This is a genomic window from Lysinibacillus sp. NPDC058147 (genome assembly GCF_042884205.1).
Taxonomy (GTDB): Bacteria; Bacillota; Bacilli; order Bacillales_A; family Planococcaceae; genus Lysinibacillus.
The window spans coordinates 58,017-81,344 of the sequence record NZ_JBHVUJ010000009.1; the positions used below are offsets into that span (position 1 = coordinate 58,017).

Annotated in this window: 20 protein-coding genes and 1 riboswitch; of the genes, 8 read left to right on the plus strand and 12 right to left on the minus strand. The window is 36.5% G+C overall.

All coding sequences use genetic code 11. From position 1 onward, the window contains the following. Positions 1-36: 36 nt before the first annotated feature. Positions 37-531: a L,D-transpeptidase family protein gene (locus ACFVT8_RS20965; RefSeq protein ID WP_387085152.1), complete on the plus strand. Its 495-nt coding sequence runs from the start codon at positions 37-39 to the stop codon at positions 529-531. 218 nt (positions 532-749) lie between these two features. Here the strand turns inward: ACFVT8_RS20965 and ACFVT8_RS20970 are convergent, their stop codons facing one another. Further along, positions 750-1,514 carry a DUF2935 domain-containing protein gene (locus ACFVT8_RS20970; RefSeq protein WP_387085150.1) on the minus strand — a complete coding sequence of 255 codons (765 nt, stop codon included), beginning with the start codon at positions 1,512-1,514 and terminating at the stop codon, positions 750-752. Between the two features lie 172 nt (positions 1,515-1,686). On the opposite strand from ACFVT8_RS20970, the gene ACFVT8_RS20975 reads away from it, so the two are divergent. Beyond that, positions 1,687-3,360, plus strand: a complete 1,674-nt coding sequence (locus tag ACFVT8_RS20975; RefSeq protein WP_387085148.1) for a ribonuclease J — start codon at positions 1,687-1,689, stop codon at positions 3,358-3,360. An 84-nt stretch (positions 3,361-3,444) separates the two neighbouring features. Here ACFVT8_RS20975 and ACFVT8_RS20980 read toward each other — a convergent pair whose 3' ends face one another. After that, positions 3,445-4,080, minus strand: a complete 636-nt coding sequence (locus ACFVT8_RS20980) for a restriction endonuclease subunit S (RefSeq protein ID WP_387085146.1) — start codon at positions 4,078-4,080, stop codon at positions 3,445-3,447. Positions 4,081-4,293: 213 nt separating this feature from the next. Here ACFVT8_RS20980 and ACFVT8_RS20985 point away from each other — a divergent pair, with 213 nt between their 5' ends. Next, positions 4,294-4,683: a helix-turn-helix domain-containing protein gene (locus ACFVT8_RS20985; RefSeq protein ID WP_053483031.1), complete on the plus strand. Its 390-nt coding sequence runs from the start codon at positions 4,294-4,296 to the stop codon at positions 4,681-4,683. Between the two features lie 24 nt (positions 4,684-4,707). On the opposite strand, the gene ACFVT8_RS20990 is transcribed toward ACFVT8_RS20985, so the two are convergent. Next, the gene (locus ACFVT8_RS20990; RefSeq protein ID WP_387085249.1) at positions 4,708-5,496 is read right to left on the minus strand and encodes a DUF7225 domain-containing protein; all 789 of its coding nucleotides are present in this window, start codon (positions 5,494-5,496) and stop codon (positions 4,708-4,710) included. Positions 5,497-5,706: 210 nt separating this feature from the next. Then, positions 5,707-6,585 (minus strand): radical SAM/SPASM domain-containing protein, encoded by an 879-nt coding sequence (locus ACFVT8_RS20995; RefSeq protein WP_387085144.1) that lies wholly within the window; start codon positions 6,583-6,585, stop codon positions 5,707-5,709. Positions 6,586-6,764: 179 nt separating this feature from the next. Between ACFVT8_RS20995 and ACFVT8_RS21000 the strand changes: the two genes are divergently transcribed. Further along, positions 6,765-6,914, plus strand: coding sequence for a hypothetical protein (locus tag ACFVT8_RS21000; RefSeq protein ID WP_387085142.1), 150 nt, complete (start codon positions 6,765-6,767; stop codon positions 6,912-6,914). Between the two features lie 36 nt (positions 6,915-6,950). After that, on the plus strand, positions 6,951-7,145 hold the full coding sequence (locus ACFVT8_RS21005) for a hypothetical protein (RefSeq protein ID WP_387085140.1): 195 nt from the start codon (positions 6,951-6,953) through the stop codon (positions 7,143-7,145). 145 nt (positions 7,146-7,290) lie between these two features. On the opposite strand, the gene ACFVT8_RS21010 is transcribed toward ACFVT8_RS21005, so the two are convergent. From ACFVT8_RS21010 to ACFVT8_RS21020, 3 genes are all read right to left on the minus strand, one after another. Beyond that, complete coding sequence (locus ACFVT8_RS21010; RefSeq protein ID WP_387085138.1) at positions 7,291-8,694, minus strand: SpoVR family protein; 1,404 nt, start codon at positions 8,692-8,694, stop codon at positions 7,291-7,293. A 27-nt stretch (positions 8,695-8,721) separates the two neighbouring features. Next, entirely contained in the window at positions 8,722-9,879 is a 1,158-nt protein-coding gene (gene yhbH / locus ACFVT8_RS21015) for a sporulation protein YhbH (protein WP_387085136.1), read from the minus strand. Between the two features lie 212 nt (positions 9,880-10,091). Then, positions 10,092-11,987 carry a PrkA family serine protein kinase gene (locus ACFVT8_RS21020; protein ID WP_387085248.1) on the minus strand — a complete coding sequence of 632 codons (1,896 nt, stop codon included), beginning with the start codon at positions 11,985-11,987 and terminating at the stop codon, positions 10,092-10,094. Between the two features lie 405 nt (positions 11,988-12,392). Between ACFVT8_RS21020 and ACFVT8_RS21025 the strand changes: the two genes are divergently transcribed. The 3 genes from ACFVT8_RS21025 to ACFVT8_RS21035 all read left to right on the plus strand — a co-directional run bounded on the left by ACFVT8_RS21025 (position 12,393) and on the right by ACFVT8_RS21035 (position 16,291). Then, positions 12,393-13,388, plus strand: a complete 996-nt coding sequence (locus ACFVT8_RS21025; protein WP_387085134.1) for a M23 family metallopeptidase — start codon at positions 12,393-12,395, stop codon at positions 13,386-13,388. Between the two features lie 430 nt (positions 13,389-13,818). Beyond that, positions 13,819-15,513 carry a methyl-accepting chemotaxis protein gene (locus ACFVT8_RS21030; protein ID WP_387085132.1) on the plus strand — a complete coding sequence of 565 codons (1,695 nt, stop codon included), beginning with the start codon at positions 13,819-13,821 and terminating at the stop codon, positions 15,511-15,513. Positions 15,514-15,583: 70 nt separating this feature from the next. Then, complete coding sequence (locus ACFVT8_RS21035) at positions 15,584-16,291, plus strand: hypothetical protein (RefSeq protein WP_387085130.1); 708 nt, start codon at positions 15,584-15,586, stop codon at positions 16,289-16,291. Positions 16,292-16,332: 41 nt separating this feature from the next. Here ACFVT8_RS21035 and ACFVT8_RS21040 read toward each other — a convergent pair whose 3' ends face one another. The 5 genes from ACFVT8_RS21040 to ACFVT8_RS21060 all read right to left on the minus strand — a co-directional run bounded on the left by ACFVT8_RS21040 (position 16,333) and on the right by ACFVT8_RS21060 (position 23,109). Beyond that, complete coding sequence (locus tag ACFVT8_RS21040) at positions 16,333-17,019, minus strand: hypothetical protein (protein ID WP_387085128.1); 687 nt, start codon at positions 17,017-17,019, stop codon at positions 16,333-16,335. Between the two features lie 86 nt (positions 17,020-17,105). Next, a complete protein-coding gene (locus tag ACFVT8_RS21045) occupies positions 17,106-18,851 on the minus strand; it encodes a methyl-accepting chemotaxis protein (RefSeq protein ID WP_387085126.1) in 1,746 nt (581 codons plus the stop codon). A 242-nt stretch (positions 18,852-19,093) separates the two neighbouring features. Then, a complete protein-coding gene (locus ACFVT8_RS21050; protein WP_387085124.1) occupies positions 19,094-20,590 on the minus strand; it encodes a sodium:solute symporter family protein in 1,497 nt (498 codons plus the stop codon). A gap of 24 nt (positions 20,591-20,614) precedes the next feature. Further along, the gene (locus ACFVT8_RS21055; protein WP_387085122.1) at positions 20,615-21,370 is read right to left on the minus strand and encodes an SDR family NAD(P)-dependent oxidoreductase; all 756 of its coding nucleotides are present in this window, start codon (positions 21,368-21,370) and stop codon (positions 20,615-20,617) included. Further along, on the minus strand, positions 21,370-23,109 hold the full coding sequence (locus ACFVT8_RS21060) for a methyl-accepting chemotaxis protein (protein WP_387085120.1): 1,740 nt from the start codon (positions 23,107-23,109) through the stop codon (positions 21,370-21,372). The genes ACFVT8_RS21055 and ACFVT8_RS21060 overlap by 1 nt, the downstream gene beginning before the upstream one ends. A gap of 104 nt (positions 23,110-23,213) precedes the next feature. Next, positions 23,214-23,299, minus strand: a riboswitch (cyclic di-GMP riboswitch). Between the last annotated feature and the right edge of the window lie 29 nt (positions 23,300-23,328).

The window sequence follows — 23,328 nt, forward strand, 5'->3', positions numbered from 1 at the left end:
TTGGTGATGATCCTTATTGTATTGGAGGTGATAAATTTGATCCATACAGTTAAAGCAGGCGAAACATTGGCCCAAATAGCTAGAAATTATCGCACACCATTGTCATCCATAATGGCTGCTAATCCTGGGCTAGATCCGAACGTACTTTATTTAGGACAACAAATTGTTATACCTGGACTCCCTAATCCAAATACTATCCCTTATAGATTAGATATTTCTACTGAAAATCGATGGCTACGGTTATATAAGGATAATGTTCTTCAAAAGCAATACCCCATTGCGGTTGGAAGGATGCTACATGGTACACCGACTGGCGATTTTATAATTATTAATAAGGCTCCAAATCCCGGTGGCCCGTTTGGGACAATGTGGATGAGTTTATCTAAAGAGCATTATGGTATTCATGGAACTAACGATCCTAGCTCTATTGGTCATGCCGTTTCACGCGGCTGTATTCGTATGCATAATAAGGATGTCGAAGAGCTTGCAAGCATTGTGCCAATCGGTACCGGCGTTTTTATTCATCCTTAAAATGCAGAAATTTATGCGCTTAATTCAGACTAAAAACATTCCTAAGGTTTTATCGGAATGTTTTTTAGTTTTATCGGAACATTATGTGAATTTATCGGAATGTTTTCAAATTTTATCTGATTTATCGGAATAAAAAAGGCAATCTGAAAACCTCAGATTGCCATCACTTTTTATGCCAACATTTCAAAAGTGAACGCTGTGGCCACCTTTAGTGCAAATTAACTTGCACCTCTAGATTGTGCAAGCTTCGATAAATAGTATTGCTCCTCTCTTAGCATATGATCCGCCATTAGAGCTGTAAATGTTCCTAATACTTCTGCACTTAACTCCATCTCCTCTAACTCCCGTAAAAAGGTTTTGAATAACCCCATTTCTATATCCACATCATGATTAAAACGAGTTAATGCGGGAAATGAATCTATATTTGCACGCAAATATCCTGTAAGCTCCACTGCTTTTAAATAAAATTCTTCAAAATGTTGGGCAAAAGTAGTACTTTTTTGCCTCAATCTTCTTTCTACACCATCCAAATCGTCATGAATGATACCTGCATGCCCTGATGCATCTAAAAGCCAGATTAAGTGATGATGGAGTTCATGAAAGATCGGTGGCACTTCCCCCTTCTTCAAATAGTTAAGTACATTTTGATACTCCTCTAATTCATTCACCATATGATTAATAAAAGTAGGTGGTAGATGACTATTAATATTTCCCGTTAATTGCTTTCTAAGAATAAAAAATTTAAATTGTTTTAGTTGTTCTACAGCTTCATCGACTGTGAGTGAGAAGGAAACCGCATTATTAACATCTAAAGAATTAACATAGGCAAGAAGCTGAGAAAATTGAAGAATAAATGAACTCGCTCTTTTTATATCTTCTGTTTCTGATGGATACAATGAATCATGAATAAATTGAGAATGATCTTTTAATATCCTTAGCCAAAACTTATGTTCAAACATCGCATGTTGTAAGTAATTAGACAACCAGTCACATCCCCTTTATGCTATACGTTCCTCTATTCTATTCTTCTTGAAAATCTAATATTAACGCTTAAACTCAAATTGTCTTTTCGTATAGGATGAAACGCTTAAAGCTATACTACTAATGCTGAATTTTCATTAAGGAAACATACTGAAAAATTAGGAGGGGATATGCTTGTCCACAAAAGACAATACATTATCGATTTTCGCCTTAGGTGGCATTAATGAGATTGGCAAAAATATGTATGTAGTACAGTATGGGAATGATCTTTTAATTATCGACTGTGGTGCTAAATTTCCTGACGAAAGCTTACTTGGTATCGATTTAATAATTCCTGATATTACGTATTTACAGGAAAATAAAGAGAAAATCAAAGCATTAATTGTGACACATGGACATGAGGACCATATCGGTGGTATTCCTTATCTGCTAAAAAAAATAAATGTCCCTATTTATGCAACACGTTTTACTCTTGGTTTAATCGAGCTAAAGCTGAAAGAACATAAGCTTTTAAGAGAGACAGAATTAATAGAAATTCGTTCCGATTCATCATTAAATTTCGGACAAGTTGATGTTAGTTTCTTTAGAACAAACCATAGTATACCTGATTGCTTAGGAATCGTTATAAATACACCTGAAGGAAATATAGTACACACTGGCGACTTTAAATTTGATTTAACGCCTGTCAATAATCAATTTGCAGATATTCATAAAATGTCAGAGATAGGAACAGAAGGCGTCCTAGTACTGATTTCTGAAAGTACGAATGCTGAACGACCTGGTTTAACTCCTTCAGAGAAGCTTGTCGGTAATCATATTGAAGATGCATTTTTACATGCCGACCGTAAAATCGTTATCTCTACGTTCGCTTCTAATGTTAATCGCATACAGCAAATTGTAGATGCAACGATTACTACGAATAGAAAGCTTGCATTACTCGGACGGAGTATGGTGAATGTTGTAGATGTTGCGCTTGAGCGAGGCTATTTAACCGTCCCAGAGGATCTGTTAATTGATGCACGTGAGGTGAAATATCTCCCACCTGAAGAAGTTGTTGTACTATGTACGGGTAGTCAGGGTGAGCCATTAGCTGCACTCTCTCGCTTAGCAAGTGGAAATCATCGCGAAGTGAAGATTTTACCTGATGATACAGTGATTTTAGCTTCATCCCCTATCCCAGGAAATGAGAAGGGTGTTTCACGGATCGTTGATAATTTGTTCCAGCTAGGTGCAAAGGTTATTTATGGTTCCGCTAGTCATACAGGGATGCACGTTTCAGGTCATGGCTATCAGGAAGATTTAAAACTAATGCTTACACTAATGAAGCCTAAATTTTTCATTCCGATTCATGGTGAATTTCGTATGTTACACCAGCATCGTTTACTAGCTGAGTCCGTTGGTGTCAAAAGAGGGCATACGTTTATTATGAAAAATGGGGATGTTGTTGATATTGAAAATTCAATGGCTAGACAAACACGGAAAATTCCTTCAGGTGATACGTATGTTGACGGTATTGGTATCGGTGAAGTCGAAGGAGTTGTCTTACGAGATCGCAAACAGCTTTCAGAAGACGGTATGCTTGTTATCGTTATAACGCTTAATAAGGTAGATGGTTCCTTTATTTCAGAACCAGATACAATTTCGCGCGGCTATGTTTATGCCAAAAACTTTGAGGAGCTTTTAACTAAAGTAAATAGTCTCGTCAAAGAAACAGTAAATGAGCTTCAGGAAGAACGTAAACAGCAAATACATGTCCTAAGAAGAGAAGTCAAAAGAGCTGTCGGTCAATATCTATTTTCACAAACAAAAAGAAAACCAATGATTTTACCTATAATTATCGAAATTTAAAAAAGTCGGTGTAAGGGGTTTTTGCCTTTACACCGACTAAATTCATTTTATCCGATTCCAGTGCGGATGAAGAAAGGTTTTACTTTATTTAAGCTCACCCTTAAAAATTTTATGTAGCATTATACTGTAAATATGCTGAGCACGATCAAACCCATGTTGTAAATTTTGTGAGTGATTTTCTATTTGCATTGAAAAATTGTTAAAATGCTGTGGTAGCCCCTCTACTGCTGTCATCAAAGACTCTTTATTTTTTAATAAAAGATGAATCTTATTTAAAATTTGCACCTTACTGTGTTGGATATCTATCATCGGAATATCAATGGACATATGGTACAAATGATGCCATTCTTTATTAATTTGATACCATCTGAGAAAGTGTAATAAATAATCACTTAAAATAATTGTTTCATTAGGAATAATAGCGACGATATCATTTGCAGTGCATAATTCAGTTTCACATTGATAAATATATTTATTTGAGCCGTTCAAATTAGCTTTAGTAAGGATGATGGTTTTAGCTGGTACTGGTGCCCACTTAAAATGTTTTTTAAATGTAATATCAACTTTTGGTAATTGTTCAATATCACCATCTAGCATTAACTTTTTTAAATTTCCTGCTGTAATTAGAGGTACTCCGATGTTCGTAAAATACTTTTTCCTCGGCACTATTTTTCCCTCTTTTATTATAGCAACCTCATCTAATCGATAACGCTTTACCATGCCTGAATCCTCCAATCCTTAACTTAATTAGTAATACTCTAAAACAAGCTACTGAAGAACCATCAACACTATTTTACATTAGTTTTTATTCTTAATAAAAACTTACTATCTATCATTGTACCATTTTACTATAACATTATCTCTATTATACCACTATAATGGTATAGGCATTTTTAATGTTTTTCACTAGCTTTTTACATAGAGGTGAATCATATGTCAGACTTTTTAAAGCTAGTAGGCGAACAACTCCGTATTATTCGGGTTTCCAAGGGCCTTAGTCAGGAAGAAGTAGCAGAAAAAACGGGGAAACTAGGTTTTAGTAAAGGACGAATCTCAAACATTGAACACGGGCAATCTAATATCACATTAAGCACTTTAGAAACGTTGATGAAAGCATTAGATATTGCCCCTGAGGAACTTTTTAATTTTCAAAGATTATCGGGTGTTACTGATATTGAAGAAAAGAACCTTGTGCTTGACATACATCGATCGGTATTAAGGGAGCGCAATTTAGACGAGGTAAAATACGTAGTACGCATTACTAAGGATTTTTTAGATACTATTGATTCACAATCAAAGAAAAACAGCTCCAATAGTCAATGACGTTGGAGCTGTTTTTACAGCTAGCTATAAATTATTTTTTGAAAACTCTTGGTACACTGCTTTAATGCGACTAATATCCACCTCGTATTTACTTTCATATTTTCTAGCAATATTTTGAATTGGCTCTTTTGGCCCGAAGTAAATAATATTAAAATCATCATTATTATATTGTACAACGAAGACTTCATCAAATTCGTTAAATGTATTTTGATTTAACGTAATAAAGCCTGTACTTTGTGCTGTAGTTTTCACACTTATTCTTTTTCCGTTACTGATGACATCAAATCCATGCTGATTCGTCTGTCTAGAAAGACTTCCTTTTGTAACGATTGCACATAAAAACTCTCCAATTCGGCCAATTAAATGGCGTAATTCTGTAGGTTTGCAGCCAAGTAGGCTCATTTCGTACTTTAATATCTCATTATAATCCTCGTATAACTTAACGATTTGATTAGTACTAACAATATTTAATGACTCCGTTGTATTAATTGGTTCGTCATAAAGTACTTTTATACCATTTCGCCATTCTCCTACGATTTGCTCACCACTCTGTTTTTTTGGCTTATGAAATACCAGCCCGGTATATGCGAAATTTTCCCCTATGTATTTGTAAGTGCTTTTCGTAATGTATTGAAATAAATGTTTTTGGAAAGGAATCCCTTTATTATAGCGATTGTAACAATAGTCTGATAAAATGACACTCCCTGGATTGGTATTAAATTTCCGCTGTAGCTCTTCTTTCACTTCTGTAGGTGTCACCATTTGATTCTGTTTATCTGCCAGTACTTCTTTTATTTGTTCATAGATAGTCATAGTCATAATTACTTATACCTCCCTTTTAGCTTTATTTTATCAAGTAGGTATCCCATATTTTGTCCATGTCCCTATATCAATTAAGCCTCGGCATCAAAATTCTGCGAAAGTAAAGGAAGTTAAGTGGGACATTAACTGCCCGTAAATACCCGATTGGTGAAAACTAATAATCCGTGGAGATAAAAACCCTCCACGGATAAATGCTTCACTTTATTCCATTCCAAACTTTTGACGATAACCACATTTCCTACATAGCTCTTCGACTGCTTCTCTACGTGAAAATCCGTCGACAATATTATTTGCACGTTCACCTTGAACAATGTCTGTGAAGGATTTCTCGTTCACATTCCCCAAATTAATAACGCCCTCACCATCAAGACAGCACGGAACTACAGTACCATCTACTAAAATAGCGGCTTGGCTTCGTAGTGCATGGCAAAAGCCTTTTCCTTCATCCTCAGGTTCCAGTAAGCTTGGCCACTTAAATTCATGATCTTGATTTAAATAAATATTATTAGCGATCTTTACACCTTTACCAGGTTGCACTTTTTCTTCGATACGATAATCAAGATTATATTCATTTTCTAGAACTTCAAGCGTTTCACGATTTCTTCGTGCCGCAATATCCGTTACATGATCCCTTTGTAAATTCCATAAACGATATGAAATGATTGTATTATATTCTTTCGAAGCACGCACAAAATCCAAAATATCTCCTAAATATTTCTCACGATTTTCCGATCCCTCATGACCGTCGAAACTATGCAAAGAAAAATTGATTTGGCGTAAGGCTGGCTTCCCTAGTATCTTTTCATGATTTTTTTTAATCAGTGTACCGTTCGTTGTAATATTGACTTTAAAACCTTTCTCGTGCGCTGCGTCAAGCAGCTGATCAATACGTGGGTGTAATAGCGGTTCCCCTTTTACATGCAAATAAATATATTTCGTATGAGGACGTATTTCATCCAATATTTTATTAAATTGTTCCACTTTAATAAGTCCCTTTGCACGAGCAGTTGGAGGACAAAAGCTACAAGCTAAATTACAGACACTCGTTATTTCTATATAAACCTTTTTAAATGTTCTCAACGTTGATTCACCGTTCCAGTTCTTCTTATATTCAAATCCTATTCATTTTATCAAATTTTACGATAAGGGACAGTTTTTCAGTCTCTTTATTATTTATACATTTTAGGGCTACATGAACAAGAAAGTTTGAGAAAAATTAATAACTTAATAGTAACCCTGAAATGAAGGAGGTGAAAACTATGCCTGATAATGAACATGCAAAGGATCCATCTAAAAAACATATTACCATCCATCTGACTATTAATATTGGTAATAAAGAAATCCATTTCGAACAAAGAGCTGAAGGTGGAGGGCAAATAAATAAGGATGTAGGTACTAATGCCAACTAAGGCGGTCAAAATGCAATAAACGGCAGTACTAGAAATGTGAACTCCCAATTCGCTGATGGAAACGGCAGAAGCGGTATTGCTGGTGACAATAATGATGAAGCTGGTGGACAGCAAGGAATAAAAGTAAGAGACAGCAGAGTAATCGACAGCGATATCCATTCATCTTCGAATCATAGTGAAAGTAGTGAAGATGAGAATGAGTCCTCTCCATTGTTAGATGAAAATCAATAAAGTTTTTTAAATGTCGAAACGGAAATCAACCACTCATTATAGCGATGAGCCTTTATTTGAAACAGCAAAAAACTTCTATCTGAAAAAATAGTTCATACCAACAGATAGAAGTTTTTTGTTTTGTTATCCACTTAGGGATCACACCTCACACATTACGTTTATAATTTTTTGTACCATCATATGAATAAAGCATTGGCTTTCCATCCACATATGTTTCTAAATGAACAGGACGACCCCAAAGTTGATAAATATATGGCAAAACGTTTTCTAAATAACGTGGATCGAGCTCCATTCCCTCATAGCCATGCACTAAATAGAGCTCTCCGTTGCGAAGGTAATCCCCATTTTTAACGACGATATATGGGAATCCCCCGTTTACACGCATCGATACGAGCTGATCTCTTACCATTTCATGATCCTTATCTGTAATACGGTATTCATTGCCCTTTTTCTGGAACAAATAAAGATCCTCTCGCCTTGCTAAATCCTTTGTTAAATAATTGCGGATAAAGGATATATCCGACTCTATCTCTCTAACCTCAAACATCTTCTCCCGCCCCGAGTTCGGTTGTACACCTAGCTTTTTCATCTCTTCCGTTGGATGATTATAGCGCTCTTCAATGTCCTCAAATATTTTCACACCAAGGTAATAAGGATTAATGGATGTCTTTGAAGGCTGCACAACACCTGCATTTAACTTCGCAAATTCAATCGTTTCCGCTGATGTTAGCTTAAGCTCCCGCATTATACGTTGATGCCAAAAGGAAGCCCAGCCTTCATTCATAATTTTTGTTTCTAATTGTGGCCAAAAATAAAGCATTTCCTCACGCATCATCGTTAATATATCTCGCTGCCAGTCTTCGAGCTCTCGACTATGCTCCTCTAAAAATAGCAATAAATCTTTTTCTGGCTTTGGTGGGAAGTGCTTTATTCTTCGTCTTACCGATTTATACTCTTTTTCCTTATCATCTAAACGCCATAGATCATCATACGGTGTTTTTGCTTGAGTAATTTCCTCTTCAAGTTCATCTTCTGTATTCCAAGACAATTTTGGTCGTAAAAGGGATGGATCGATATGCTCCTGAATCGCTAAAACCGCATCTAAAAACTGTTCGACCTCATCCTTTCCATATTCTCTTTCATAGCCAGCTATCCTTTCAGCTGTTGCAGTCATACTCTCCACCATATCTCTTCTAGTATTGGAGAAGCGTACATTATTTTTAAAGAAATCGCAGTGGGCCAATACATGCGCAATAATTAATTTATTTTGTGTTAACGTATTTGTATCAAGTAAAAATGCATAGCATGGGTTTGAGTTAATCACTAGCTCATAGATTTGACTTAGCCCTAAATCATATTGAAGCTTCATTTTATGGAACTGTTTACCGAAGCTCCAATGTGAAAATCGGGTAGGCATACCATAAGCGCCAAATGTATAAATAATATCTGCCGGACAGATTTCATAGCGCATTGGAAAGAAATCTAAGCCAAAGCTTGAGGCAATTTCTGTAATTTCATCAATCGCACGTTCAAGCTCTTTCTTCTCCACTTTTTAGTCCCCTCCTTTGAACATGATTTAAGATTCACTTTTTTTGAAAAAGCTCTTTAAGGCATCGTACACATCGCCTTTTTTTCTCAAAATATGATATCTAAATTTAGGGTCATCTATTTTTTTGTATGTGTACATAAGAGTTGAAAAGCGGTTATGCTGATTAACTTCACCATATCCAAACATGCTTGATACATCCATTAACTCTCCCACTAGCTTTAAGCACTTTTCATTATCCATTGATATATTTTCACCATCTGAAAAATGTACTGGATAAATATTATAGCGAGCAGGGTTATACTTTTCCTGAATTAGTTCCAATGCCTTTTTATAGGCAGATGAACAAATCGTTCCACCGCTTTCTCCCTTCGTAAAAAACTCCTCTTCTGTCACTACTTTTGCCTCGGTATGATGTGCAATAAACTCAATTTCCACTGTTTCATACTTGGAACGCAAAAATTTTGTCATCCAAAAGAAGAAGCTCCTTGCGCAATATTTTTCGAAGGAGCCCATGGAGCCACTTGTATCCATCATGGCAAGGACCACGGCCTTCGATTCAGGTTTTTCCACTTCATCCCACGTTTTAAAACGCAGATCATCATTATGAATCGGCGTAATTTCTGGTTTTCCTTTCATTGCATTACGCTTAAGCGCGTTAAGGATTGTGCGTTTTTTATCGACATTTCCCATTAAACCTTTTTTCCGAATATCATTAAACTCAATTTTTTCCGTTTTAATATCCGCTTTTTCTTTTTGCTGTAGGTTTGGTAGCTCAAGCTCGTTAAATAACACATTTTGAACCTCTTCAATACTTACTTCAGCTTCATAATAATCTTGGCCTGGCTTGTCACCAGCTTCTTTTCCTTTACCATTAGCCTGATCGCCTCTGCTGGCATCACGCGCAACCACATCACCTACATTACTATCCCCTTGCCCTTGCCCAACATGCTTGGAGTTATCATAGTTATATCGAATTTTATATTCATCAAGTGAACGTATAGGAATTTTAATAACCTGACGACCATTGGACATGACAATGCTTTCTTCACTAACTAAATCGGGTAAATTATTCTTAATGGCATCTTTTACTTTTTCCATATGCCGTTGCTGGTCCTGGTGCCCTTTACGATGGAGGGACCAATTTTCCTGAGAAATGGCAAAACGTTTATTTTCGTTTTCAGTCATTTTTATCCTCACCCATCTATCAAATTCGCTTTTTCTATACTATGCTAGTGATTCACTTTCTTGAACTTTTTTAGAGAAATCAATTACACTTCGTGGTTACTTCACTTATGGTAAAAATAAGTGAATGAAGATAAAAGGAGTGCCCTAAAATGGGACACTCCTATTCATTCCTATCAATAGTCTTATAGTTTCCTCTGAATAGGTCAAAGCCACTAACGATTTAACAGACTACCTACATACTGCAATAATTCATTAGCAGATGTAGTATTATAGCCATGTTCATCAACAAGTCTTGCCACAACCTCATTAATCTTCTTCAACTGTGATTCATCCGGCATTTTTGAAGATGTTGTAATTTTCACGACATCCTTAAGATCCGCAAATAGTTTCTTCTGTATGGCTTCTCGTAATCTTTCATGAGAATTATAGTCAAAACGCTTACCTTTTCGAGCATAGGCAGAAATACGAATTAGAATCTCCTCACGGAATGCTTTTTTCGCATTTTCCGAAATACCAATTTGCTCTTCAATAGAGCGCATTAATTTTTCATCTGGATTCATTTCCTCACCAGTCAATGGATCGAAAATTTTATTTTTATTACAAAACGCTTCAACATTATCAAGATAATTATTCATTAATGTTTTTGCAGACTCTTCATACGAGTAAACGAAAGCTTTTTGCACTTCATTCTTGGCAATTTCATCATATTCTCTTCGAGCAACTGCAATATAGTTCATATATTTTTCTCGATCTTCCTGAGAAATGGAAGCATGCTGGTCAAGCCCATCCTTTAGTGCACGCAGAACATCTAACGCATTAATAGATGGTATTTCTTTTCTGATAATAGCAGAAGAAATACGATTAATAATATACCGTGGATCAATACCGTTCATGCCTTCGTTCGGAAACTCTTTTTTAAGCTCCTCTAAGTCAACGGAATTAAATCCCTCCACATTTTCTCCGTCGTACAGTCGCATTTTTTTAATAAGATCCACACCTTGTTTTTTCGGTACTTCTAGTCTTGTTAAAACCGAAAAGATTGCTGCGGCCTTCAATGCATGTGGAGCAATATGAACATGTGACATATCGCTTTCTTTAATCATTTTTTCGTAAATCAATTCTTCCTGACTAACTTTTAAGTTATACGGAATCGGCATGACAATAATACGTGAATGTAACGCCTCGTTCTTTTTATTTGAAATAAATGAACGATACTCGGTTTCATTTGTATGTGCAACAATTAACTCATCTGCACTAATTAATGCAAATCGACCTGCTTTAAAATTTCCTTCCTGCGTTAAAGATAATAAATTCCACAAGAATTTCTCATCAAGCTTTAACATTTCTTGGAATTCCATCATACCTCTATTTGCCTTATTAAGCTCACCGTCAAAACGATAGGCACGAGGGTCAGATTCTGAACCATACTCTCCGATTGTTGAGAAATCAATACTACCTGTTAAATCTGCAATATCCTGTGATTTTGGATCTGATGGTGTAAATGTTCCTATACCCACACGTTTGTCTTCAGAAAAAGTAATACGTTCAATCATTACATTTTCAATACGTCCATCGTATTCCTTTTCAAGACGCATCGTATTTAAAGGCGATAAACTTCCTTCAATTCGTATACCATACTCTTCATAAAAATCATTACGCAAATGTTGTGGAATTAAATGCAGAGGATCCTCATGCATTGGACATCCCTTAATTGCAAAAACTGCGCCTTCATCTGTTCGCGAAAATTGCTCAAGTCCGCGTTTCAACAAGGTCACTATTGTTGATTTACCACCACTTACTGGTCCCATTAATAACAAAATACGTTTTCTAACATCCAATCTTCGTGCTGCTGGATGAAAATATTCCTCCACCAGTCTTTCAATTGCTGTTTCAAGCCCAAAAATTTCTTGCCCAAAAAATTCATACATTTTTTGCCCATCGCGTTCTTCTACACCACTACTTTTGATCATATTGTAGACGCGTGAATGGGCTGTTTGAGCAACTTCAGGTCTTTCCTTGATGATGTTTAAGTAATCTGCAAATGTACCTTCCCACTTCAGTCGATTTTCTTCTTCGCGATAGCTTTTCACTTTATCTAAAATGTTGATAGCCTTCCCTCCATTCAGGGCTTGATTTATAACATAGTATGAAGGAAATGACATTATGATACCCAATACTTTTTCTTTGTCGAAGTTTCTTCTTATTGCAATAATTTTTTTCTTGTTGAATAGCGGAAAGGTAAACCTCAATAAAAAAATTGATGGCTTATTCCATAACGTAGGGTTGATCCTGTTCCCTCTGGGCGCTTTCCCATGGGCGTCCAGCCTTCACTCCAAATCAACCTATTTTTCAAAAATGTCACCTCTAAATTTTATTGATAAATCGAATCATCAATCGTTATACCTGATTTTTTTCACAATAATTACTCATTTCTACCGCTTTGTTTTCCCACAAAAAGTGCTGAATGAAGATAAAAAATTCGGTTATTCTAACGTTAGAAAGGAGGTCCACTATTGAATCGCCATTTTATATTCCTTTTATCATGGATGTTTTTTTGTAGCTTTACTCTCCCCACTATTGCTTTAGCAAAAGAAGAACCCACTCAAGAAGAAATTGTGCAGCAACGTATGGCCTATTACGTACAATTTGACGAATTACTCATTCCGTGGCATTTCTTAGCAGCCATTGACCAATATGAACGCAATTTACAATCAGTTCGTAAAGATATTCCGAAACGGGATGGTACCATTGCCATTCAATTTTCTGATGAATATTGGTCAGGTGCTTTAAATCCTGTAAGAGATGATACTCGCCCAGACACAATTAGTTACTTTGGCGGGATGGGACTAGATGGCAATGGTGACGGAGTTGCTAGTCCAAAGGATGATGCTGATATCATATTCTCCATGGCTACTTTTTTAAGTAAATTTGGAACAACTGATGAGGACTTTAAATTAGCTTTATGGGAATATTACGGAAGTGAACAGGCCGTAAATCAAATCATCACTATTTCCAAAATGTATAGCCATTTCAAAACGACTGAACTCGATTCCCATATATTCCCAATACCAACTAATTACGATTATAGCTATAAGAGTACATGGGGTGCCAATAGGGGCTGGGGTGGACGCCGTATTCATGAAGGAACAGATATTTTCGCTAGCTATGGTACTCCAGTAGTTTCTACCTCTTATGGAGTAGTGGAAATAAAGGGCTGGAACCAATTTGGTGGTTGGCGTATAGGAATTCGAGATAATCATAATTCATATCATTATTATGCCCATCTTGGTAGTTATAATAAAAAGATTAACGTAGGAGACCTTGTCGAGCCTGGAACTATTCTCGGTTATGTCGGTAGCTCTGGCTACGGTAAAGAAGGGACATCCGGAAAATTCCCGCCTCATCTTCACTACGGTATATATAAGTTCAATGGACGTACAGAATGGGCATTTGATCCATATCCATCGTTACTACAATGGGAACGACAAGCTAAAAAAGCAAAACAATAACCCAGGATGTCTGGCAAAGTTCGTTCGGCTAATGCCGTTACGATGTCAGTCTCATTTGCTAATGCCAAAGACGTGGAGTTTTGCGAAGGTTTAGGCTACATTCTTATATTCATTTCGAAGGCTTTCTCCATCTCGCACCTTCCAAGGTGAGAGGTGCTGAAAGAAAATACATTTTAGGGCGCTTGGTGCACTTTTGCAGCAAGTGCTTTTTTCATTTAGTAGGAAAAAATACATACAGATATAAAAGAAACTCCATAATTACACTTAAGACACATATTTTTAACTACCTACCTAATTAACATTAAAATGTTATTGTACTAAAAAAACTATTTTTTACTTTTCCATTAAAAGGGCTTATTTATATAAAGATTTAGTTATAAAATAATAGTTGTACTATAACAATTTATAGACCAACAAAGGGTGGGAGAAGATGAAAGGTATTTTTCAGTTTAAAACACTTAAAGCTCGAATATTAAGTGCATTTCTTCTTTTATTAGTATTAGTTGTTTGTTTTACAACTTATAGCTACATTTCTAATAATAAGATGGAAAAACAAGCAGAAGGTTTAGTAAAAGAAGATTTACAAGTCTTAACTGCAAGTAAGAATCTAGCAATGTCTATGAGTGTTCGCCTCTCTGCAGCTTTAAGTTATGTTGTATCTGGTGAAGAAAAATACATAGAAATGTTTAATGAATATCGTCAAATTGCTGAGGACAATAATAGTATTGTGGAGAAATATGAAAATACGCCTGAGCGTGAGGCACTAGTAGAAATGGCACGTACATGGAGCAATCGCGTAAATACCGAAGTATTCGATGTTTATAAAAAAGGGGATAGAGAATTAGCATTAAAAAATTTAACAGCTATGAATAATCTTGTAATCGATGTTCGTGTTGGTTATGAAGAATTGGCCGATAAACGCTCCGATGCCATTACTAAGGTAGGAGATGACGTAGTATCAACAAGTTTAAACAATAAAATAGTCGGACTGATTGTTAGCATAATATTAGCAATCGCAGGTGTCCTAATCGCCATTGTCACTGCTAGAAACATTTCTAATCCTATTACGATTGTCACAAAGCGCATGAGCGAATTAGCGGATGGCAATTTGCAACATGAACTACTTCCAATAACTCAACATGATGAGATTGGTCAATTAATGCTTTCCGCCAATGAAATGAATGAAAAATTAAAGCAAACCATTAGCTCAATCTATACGGTTTCCGAAACAGTAGCAGCTAGTAGTGAAGAGCTGGCCCAATCTTCTAATGAAGTGCAATCAGGTACAGAACAAATTACCGTGACTATGCAGGAGCTAGCCTCTGGCACAGAAACACAAGCCTCTACAGCAGGTGATTTAGCCGAAACAATGTCTTCTTTCCAGCGCAGTATTCATGGAACAACACAGGAAGGCATTAAATTAAAAGAACATTCAAGTCATGTACAAAAACTAACAACAACTGGTAAAGGCTTAATGATACAATCAACACAACAAATGGTAGCTATTAATGAGATTGTTTTAGATTCAGTGAAAAAAGTTGAAGGCTTAAATGTACAGTCTGCCGAAATTTCCAAGCTTGTTTCTGTCATTGATGATATTTCAAATCAAACAAATTTACTTGCCCTAAACGCTGCCATTGAAGCAGCTCGTGCAGGAGAGCATGGTAAAGGTTTTGCAGTTGTAGCCGATGAAGTTCGAAAGCTAGCAGAACAAGTACAATTCTCTGTCACTGATATTTCAACAATCGTCAACCGTATTCAAGGTGAAACTGGCAATGTAACAAGTGCTCTGCAATCCGGCTATGAGGAAGTAAAAAAAGGAACCTCCCAACTAAACCAAACAAATGAAACATTTGACCAAATATCGGAAGCCGTTGAAGAAATGATTCTTAACATAAATACCATTTCAGGCAATTTAAACAAAGTTGCTCAAAATTCCGAGTCCATTAATGCTTCAGTTGATGAAATAGCGTCTGTTTCTCAAGAATCCGCTGCTGGCGTAGAACAAACAACAGCCACTGTAGAAGAAACCGCTGCTACAATGGATGAAATCGCTAAAAGTGCAAATCAGCTTGCAGGAATGGCTGAGGAGCTAAATAACCAGCTACAGCAATTTAAAATTTAATCGACTACACAACAAAAGCTATCTCAACTTTTTCTATTTCGAGATAGCTTTTTTCTATTATTTACTGCCAATGACTTATAGGGACGCGGCGATACCCGATCACTTCGGGGCCGGACCGGATCACTTCTCTGGCTCACCCGATCACTTTTGGGCGGGACCGGATCACTTCTCTCGCTTACCCGATCACTTTGGGGCCGGACCGGATCACTTCTCTCGCTTACCCGATCACTTTGGGGCGGGACCGGATCACTTCTCTCGCTTACCCGATCACTTTGGGGCGGGACCGGATCACTTCTCTTGCTTACCCGATCACTTTGGGGTGGTACCTGATCACTTCTCTCGCTTACCCGATCACTTTGGGGCGGGACCGGATCACTTCTCTTGCTTACCCGATCACTTTGGGGCGGGACCGGATCACTTCTCTTGCTTACCCGATCACTTTGGGGCGGGATCGGATCACTTCTCTCGCTTACCCGATCACTTTGGGGCCGTACCTGATCACTTCTCTGGCTTACCCGATCACTTTGGGGTGGTACCTGATCACTTCTCTCGCTTACCCGATCACTTTGGGGTGGTACCTGATCACTTCTCTCGCTTACCCGATCACTTTGGGGCGATACCTGATCACTTCTCTCGCTTACCCGATCACTTTGGGGCGATACCTGATCACTTCTTTAGCTTACCCGATCACTTTGGGGCGGGACCGGATCACTTCTCTTGCTTACCGATCACTTTGGGGCGGGACCGGATCATCACTCTAGATTATTCTAGAAGTTAAAAAAGCTATCTCGAACGTAATGTCGAGATAGCTTTTTTAACTTATTGCCAATGTCTAATCGGTACCCTTTCAAGCTCATAACGTTTGATAATAACACTGATCTTCTGAAACCATTCCTCACATAACTCAAGCGCTTCTTGATACTCCTCCTCTTCTCTTGATATAGGCTCACTGTTATCCATAAAAGCATATTCTAGAATAGGGTCAGATAAGTTATCAGCTACAATTTTCAACGTCAATTGAGATACAGTGTTATACTCAGGATCTTCTTCATCTAATCCCTCTTCTTCTAAATCCAGTTCTTCACTCAGTAATGAACCACTTATGAAGCTATTGCCAGTCCTTGCAATATACATTTCGTCCTCAACTATAGCAACTTCATATATTTTATTGAACGGAATTTCTTTTTTTATCAAATCATCCTCTAGATCTTCTCTACTTACGAAGAAAAGTGTATTTGTAGGTTCATTTAATAATAAAGCACTTAAACAATCATTTGAGATGATGCAATGTGTATGAGGGATAGCCATAAGCACTTCCTCACTTGCCTCTTTCATTTCATTTAATGTATTGATATAAATATATCGCTCTTTAACATAACGGATAATTCCTACTATTATTAATCCTAAACCAATTAAAAAGTAGACCTTACTGAAAATAGCCGTTTCAACTGAATTTGCTAGTAATAAATAGATTATTCCTAGAAATATAAGAAAAAAGGTTTTCATCTATATCCCACCCTCAAAAAGATAATCGATAGAATTATTTCATCCATGTTAATAGAAATTTTATTCTAACGATTATCTTTTCATTCTTAATTTCTATGGGAATTATCTGCGTTTCGAACATCTACATCAAACTTTGAAACGGATTTTTCAAGTTCTTCTGCCATTTTATTCAGTTTTAAAATAGAATGAAGGATATCTTGGTTGTAGCTTTCCTGTTCCATCGTACGCTCTACAACACTTTCTGTTGCCTTTGCAGCCTTATTAGCAAGCATCGTTGTTTCCATAACTCCTGCTGTAATCTCCTGAGAAAATGCGGACATTTCTTCAGAGGTTACAGAAACTATTTTTGTATGAGATACTACGCCCTGAATAGATTGGAGAATACTTTCAAATGATTTTCCAGCTTCTTCAACAGCTTGTAAACCGTCTTCTACATTTTCTGTTACAACATTCATCGTTTGCACCGTTAAGCTTGTATCCTCATTTATTTTGGAGATCAAATTTGAAATACTATTCGCCGATTTTTCTGATTGCTCCGCAAGCTTTCTTACTTCTTCAGCTACTACAGCAAAGCCTTTTCCAGATTCGCCAGCTCTAGCCGCTTCAATTGCAGCATTTAGTGCGAGTAGATTAGTTTGTGAAGCAATATCACGAATCATATTGATGATAAGTGATACTTCTTTAGATTGACTCTCTAGTTTTTTAATTGCATTTGCAGATAATTGAACGGAATCATTAATAATATTCATTTGATGAATCACTTTTTCAATGTTTCCATTTCCAAGCTCTACGTTTTGTAGGCTAAGAGATGATAATTGAGATACATTTGAAGAAGCCTCAGCAATTTGTTGAATGCCCTCCGACATCTGCTCTAATGTAGCTGAGCTTTCCTCTGAGCTTTTATACTGTGCATGAGCCCCAGCTGACACTTCCTGGATAGATGCAGAAATATGACTAATCGCTTCAGTTGCCTTTTCACTACTTTTTGCCACTCCATTAGTTGTATCGATTAACTGCTTAGAGCCAGAATTGATTCCCATAATTATATTTTGCAAATCTAGCACCATTTGTTGGAATGCACTTGTCAAAACTCCAATTTCGTCTTTTCGATCTGTTTCTATTTTTACGGTTAAATCACCATTGCCAACTTGTTTTACTTGTGATGTTAATTTTCTTAATGGCTTCGTTAAATAATCTGTGAAGAAATAAACAATGCAGATCCCTACTATTAATACAATTAGAGTAATCATAATAATTTTCATTTGATTAGCGTTCATGTCCGCATAAACTTCCGTGGCATCTAAATCTGCCCCTATTAATCCTATAACTTCGCCAGCATCATTTTTTATTGGTGCATAGATAGCAAGTACCGCTCCGTATTGTGAATCATTTGATAGCTGAAATTGTATTTTCCCTGTTTCAAATACTTGCTTCATTTTAGGATAAGATTCTGGTGATTCCTCTTTATTGCCAATCGTTGAATCATCATTAGGTACACTATCTATCATATAGTAATAGTCATATCCATCACCGTTTTTTACTCGAGTCATTGTATACAAACTAGATACCTTATGTAGCTCTTTAACAGCGCTCAATTCTTTTTGTAATTCATAATAATAATCATCTTTTTTTGCACCAATTTCTATACTTTGATAGCCTTTAACGTCTATCTTTGAGATTGCCTGATCAATCATATTTACGTTTTGCTGACCTACTGTTTCTTTCACTAGCTCCAATGAAGAACGATAAATAAAAAAGCTAATCAGAAAACACGAAATAACGAGTAAAATTGAAAATACCATTAACATCTTAATTTTTAAGCTACTTCTCATCGATAAACCCCTTATAATTCTTAAATTTCATTTTCTACGTGAATATTTCTATAGAATTGTTAGTAACAACAAATTTTACAACATTCTTCTAGTAAAATGTTTCTATTACCAAAGTACTTTATTTTTTTTGCTAAAACAAGCTAAAAATGCCATTTTTGACTGTTGTTTTCAGTATAAAAAAAACACGAGGGCATTAAAAATCAACGCTCTCGTGTTTCCAAATTTATATTTTTAAATAATTTTCAATTTGAATATTCCTTTAATTCCTCTTTACTACCAACATCGTCTAAAGTCTTATCTTTTTCAATTTTATGCATCTCTAGAACATGTTGCGAAGGTGGAATAAGCAAACTAACGATAACAATTGTAATACCTGTGATCACAACGCCTGAGAAAACAGGTGCCTGCCACAGCTCATTTAACAAACCTAAAAATCCTTCTGATTGGATAGTAAAACTAGGAACATATGTTAAAGATGTAATAATGTAATATACTAACCCGACAGATATACTTGCCCAAACTGCTGGTGTACTTACTCGCTTCCAAAATGGCCCTAAAACGATTGGCCAGAAAATAGTTACGAAAATAACATCCCATGCTAAATAAGCTAAATCAATGACTTTCTGGAAGCTGACCGCTAGAACTAAGCCTAGCAAAGCGCTTAAAATAATAATAAGTCTTGAAAATCTTAATAGTTTTTTAGGATCCGGGTTACGATTAATAAAGTCTAAATAAATGTTTTTTGTGACAATTCCTGAAGTCGCAACATAACACGCGGCTACAGTAGACATCCCCATCGCTGCCATTGCTGTTAAAAAGATGGCTGCTAGTAACGGTGGGAAATACCCTTGAGCAAAGGCAAGCATTAACGTCTCTGGATTTGTACTATTAGGATAAATCGTTTTAAACGCTTCTCCTAACATACCCGGAATCCAGCTAATTGCGATAATAATTGTTCCAGCTATAATCATACTACGCTGTGCTACTTTTGGACTTTTCGCTGCGGCTACCCTTTGTCCTAAATCCACCGCTGGAATATCACCAAGTGCTAACACAAGATATAGCGTCCAAAACTCTGCCCCAGCCTTATTGAAGAGTTCACTAATATTCCACCACTCTGGGTTAAATGTTACATCAGGATAATAGAATAAGATAAAAATTGTAATCCCTACTATACCCGCTACTGCCAGTGCCCCCTGAACAATTTCCGTATAGGCTACAGCCCATAAACCACCAATTACAGAGTATAGAGCTGTTAATGATACAAAAAGTAATGCCGCTGGAACGAAATCAATTTGCAACAGCTGCTGAATAATATACGTGCCACCAACTGTTAAGGCAGCTGCATTAAAAACACCGAAGGCAATCGCCATTACGACACCTGTATAAGCGCCTAGCTTTTTACTGCCATAGCGTAATCCATAGTAGTCTGCTAATGTCCAACCTTTTAATCTACGTAATGGCTTCGTCCAAATGAGTGACCCAAGAATCATACAAGTCCCTAAACCACCCATTGTCGCCGATCCTTCAAAGCCGCCACTTGTGTAACCTGAGCCTACTGCCGCAAAGAAGAATGGGGCAGCTAATAAGGCCGCCACCAGACTTCCTGTTACAACAGATAAAGGCATACTCCAACCAGCTACAATTAAATCCTCCGCAGTATTAACTCGTTTATATCCTTTATATCCAATGTAATAAATAAAAATTAAGTATAAGCTAAAGATGATTATATTTAACATAGTATTGCTCCTTAGTTTTCCACATTATCCGTTCATAACGACTCCACCATTAGGCGTTAATATTTGACCCGTATAGAAATTCGCATTTTCTGAAGCTAAAAATAATACAGTCTTTGCGATTTCTTCTGGTTGAGCTAATCGTTTTAACGGATATTTAGCAGACTCTTCCTCTACATAATTTTCACCAAATTCCTTTAGGATGTCTGTAAATGTTCCACTAGGAGCTACTGCATTGACTAATATCGTAGGAGCTAACTCTCGTGCCAAAGCTTTCGTAAATGCATTAATGCCACCCTTTGCAGCAGAATAATGCGTAAATTCTTCACAACCTAAGCTACCAATATCAGAAGAAATATTAATAATTTTTCCTATGTTTCGTTCTTTCATTCTTTTTGCTGCTTCTCGACAGTTGTAGAAACAACCGTAAAGATGAACTTTAATCATTTTATCCCACTGCTCATCTGTTAAATCCGTAATGCTTGAAGCCTGTGCAAATCCAGCGTTATTGACAAGAATATCAATATCGCCTAACTGTTCGTCCATATATTGATACATAGCTTGAACTTGCTGAGAATCCGATACGTCTGCATTAAATTTCATAGCCTTTACACCAAACTTTTCTGCTAGTGCGCGAACCTCTTCTGCCTCGTTGTCATCACCAATGTAATTAATGAATACATTGGCTCCATGTTCGGCAAAACCTAAAGCAATGGCTTTGCCGATTCCTTTACTTGAACCTGTAATTAGTACATTTTTTCCTTTAAAATTAATTTCCATCATTAATCATTCTCCAATTTGAATTTTGCTACAAGTACCTGCAATTCTTCTGCTGTTTTTCCTAATGAAGAAGATGCCTCTTTCACCTCTTGCATGGTCGTCAATTGCTCTTGCGTTGCGTTTGACACATTCGATGAGAATTCAGATGACTGCTCTGTAGATTGCTTAATATTATTGACAGATGCAGCTACTTCCTCCGATGAAGCAGAAATTTGCTGAGACGCAGCTGAAATTTCGCGAATCTGACTTGCAACTTCTTCTGATGAAGTGAGAATCTCTTTAAAGATTTCCCCTACTTCATTTGTAAACTCCATACCAGCCTTTACATCTTCTTTCCCTTTTTCCATAACAGTGATAGAAGCGTTTGAATCAGCTTGAATTGTACTAATTAAATTGTATATTTCAGTTGCAGATTGTGATGATTGTTCTGCTAATCGTCTAACCTCGTCAGCAACAACCGCGAAGCCTTTCCCATGCTCTCCTGCCCTAGCAGCTTCGATTGCCGCATTCAATGCTAGTAGGTTTGTTTGATCTGCTATTGCTGTAATAAGACTTACAATATCGCTAATTTTTTTCGTATTGATATGTAAACCGTTTATTGTTGTCCCTATTTGTTCAACAGAACTATTGATCAACTCCATTTGCGCTATGACTTGTTGAACAACATGATTTCCACGTTCAGAAGCTTGAGAAGCAGAAATAGATGACTCAGCAGCCGTATTAGCAGAGTCAGCAATTTGCTGGATGCCTGTCGCTGTTTCTTCCATAGCAGCAGCTGTTTCCTCAGTCATAACCATTGACGCCTCAGCGTTTTGCGTTATTTGTCCCATGTCTTGAGCAATATTTGTTGCGCTGTTATATGTTTCTGCAGCATTAACAGTTAGCTGATTAGCAGCAGAAGAAACGTTATCAGATGTATTTCTAATATTTAAAATGATATGTTGTAAATTTGAAACCATCGTATTAATCGATTTAGATAAATTTCCGATTTCGTCCTTCGTTATTTCTAAATCTACATTTGTTAATTCCCCATTCGCTACTTGATTTGCAGCATTTACTACTTTCTTAAGTGGTTTTAATAGACGATCAATAATTATGTAAAGTAAAGCTAATAAAATTAAAATTCCAATAACAGCCATAACAATTTGTTTTATAACACTTGTTTTAATGATGGTATTTATGTAGTCCGCAGAATAATCAATACCTAATAACGCAATGAGCTTGCCATTATCATCTTTAATAGGGCTAAATACAGTTCGCCATGAACCATACGGATCTTGGAAAATATCGGTTACTTCAGTGCTATTATTTTGAATTGCCAATTTAGCTGTTTTTACATGTTCATCTGCTAAATCAGTAAAGATTTCACCCGCTTCATATACGTCGTTCAAATTAGATGTATAGCCTATCGGGTTAACGCCACCTGCATCCTTCACATCCCAAATATAGCTCCAACTCATAATTCCTTGTTCTTCTTGAATCTTATCGAGTTGTTTTTGGATTTTCTTAAATTTAGTATTAGTTTCTCCCTTTTCAGTCAATAAATCTTTAATGACATCACTGTCAAGATTCATAGCTGTCAATACACCAACACTTTTCAACTCTCGTTCTAAATCAACAGACATTCTATTGTTTAATTCTCTAATACTTTGTGTAGTAATAATAGCAATTAGAAGTAAAACAATAATAGAAACCGTTAGTAAAAGTTTGTTTTTTAATGAAACATTTTTAAACAACTTCATGATTATTTCTTCCTCCTTTATTGTATTTTCGACAAAAAATACCTATTTCAAAAGAAATAGGCATCAAAGAATATGACTAGCAATATATGTACTTAACTAGTACTCTTTGCAGCTCAGCCATCATAGTATTTAATACCTTAGACCTGTAGCTTTGCGTCTCTACCTTTCAGTAGATTTGCCTATCTTTTTCCTCCTCAAATTAACACAATGGGTAAAAGT

Bases quoted from the DNA above. Each gene is read 5' to 3' on its own strand.
- ACFVT8_RS20980 (WP_387085146.1), bottom strand. From the start codon at position 4,080: ATGGTAAAGCGTTATCGATTAGATGAGGTTGCTATAATAAAAGAGGGA.
- ACFVT8_RS20985 (WP_053483031.1), top strand. From the start codon at position 4,294: ATGTCAGACTTTTTAAAGCTAGTAGGCGAACAACTCCGTATTATTCGG.
- ACFVT8_RS20990 (WP_387085249.1), bottom strand. From the start codon at position 5,496: ATGACTATCTATGAACAAATAAAAGAAGTACTGGCAGATAAACAGAAT.
- ACFVT8_RS21000 (WP_387085142.1), top strand. From the start codon at position 6,765: ATGCCTGATAATGAACATGCAAAGGATCCATCTAAAAAACATATTACC.
- yhbH (WP_387085136.1), bottom strand. From the start codon at position 9,879: ATGACTGAAAACGAAAATAAACGTTTTGCCATTTCTCAGGAAAATTGG.
- ACFVT8_RS21030 (WP_387085132.1), top strand. From the start codon at position 13,819: ATGAAAGGTATTTTTCAGTTTAAAACACTTAAAGCTCGAATATTAAGT.
- ACFVT8_RS21035 (WP_387085130.1), top strand. From the start codon at position 15,584: ATGACTTATAGGGACGCGGCGATACCCGATCACTTCGGGGCCGGACCG.
- ACFVT8_RS21040 (WP_387085128.1), bottom strand. From the start codon at position 17,019: ATGAAAACCTTTTTTCTTATATTTCTAGGAATAATCTATTTATTACTA.
- ACFVT8_RS21045 (WP_387085126.1), bottom strand. From the start codon at position 18,851: ATGAGAAGTAGCTTAAAAATTAAGATGTTAATGGTATTTTCAATTTTA.
- ACFVT8_RS21050 (WP_387085124.1), bottom strand. From the start codon at position 20,590: ATGTTAAATATAATCATCTTTAGCTTATACTTAATTTTTATTTATTAC.
- ACFVT8_RS21055 (WP_387085122.1), bottom strand. From the start codon at position 21,370: ATGATGGAAATTAATTTTAAAGGAAAAAATGTACTAATTACAGGTTCA.
- ACFVT8_RS21060 (WP_387085120.1), bottom strand. From the start codon at position 23,109: ATGAAGTTGTTTAAAAATGTTTCATTAAAAAACAAACTTTTACTAACG.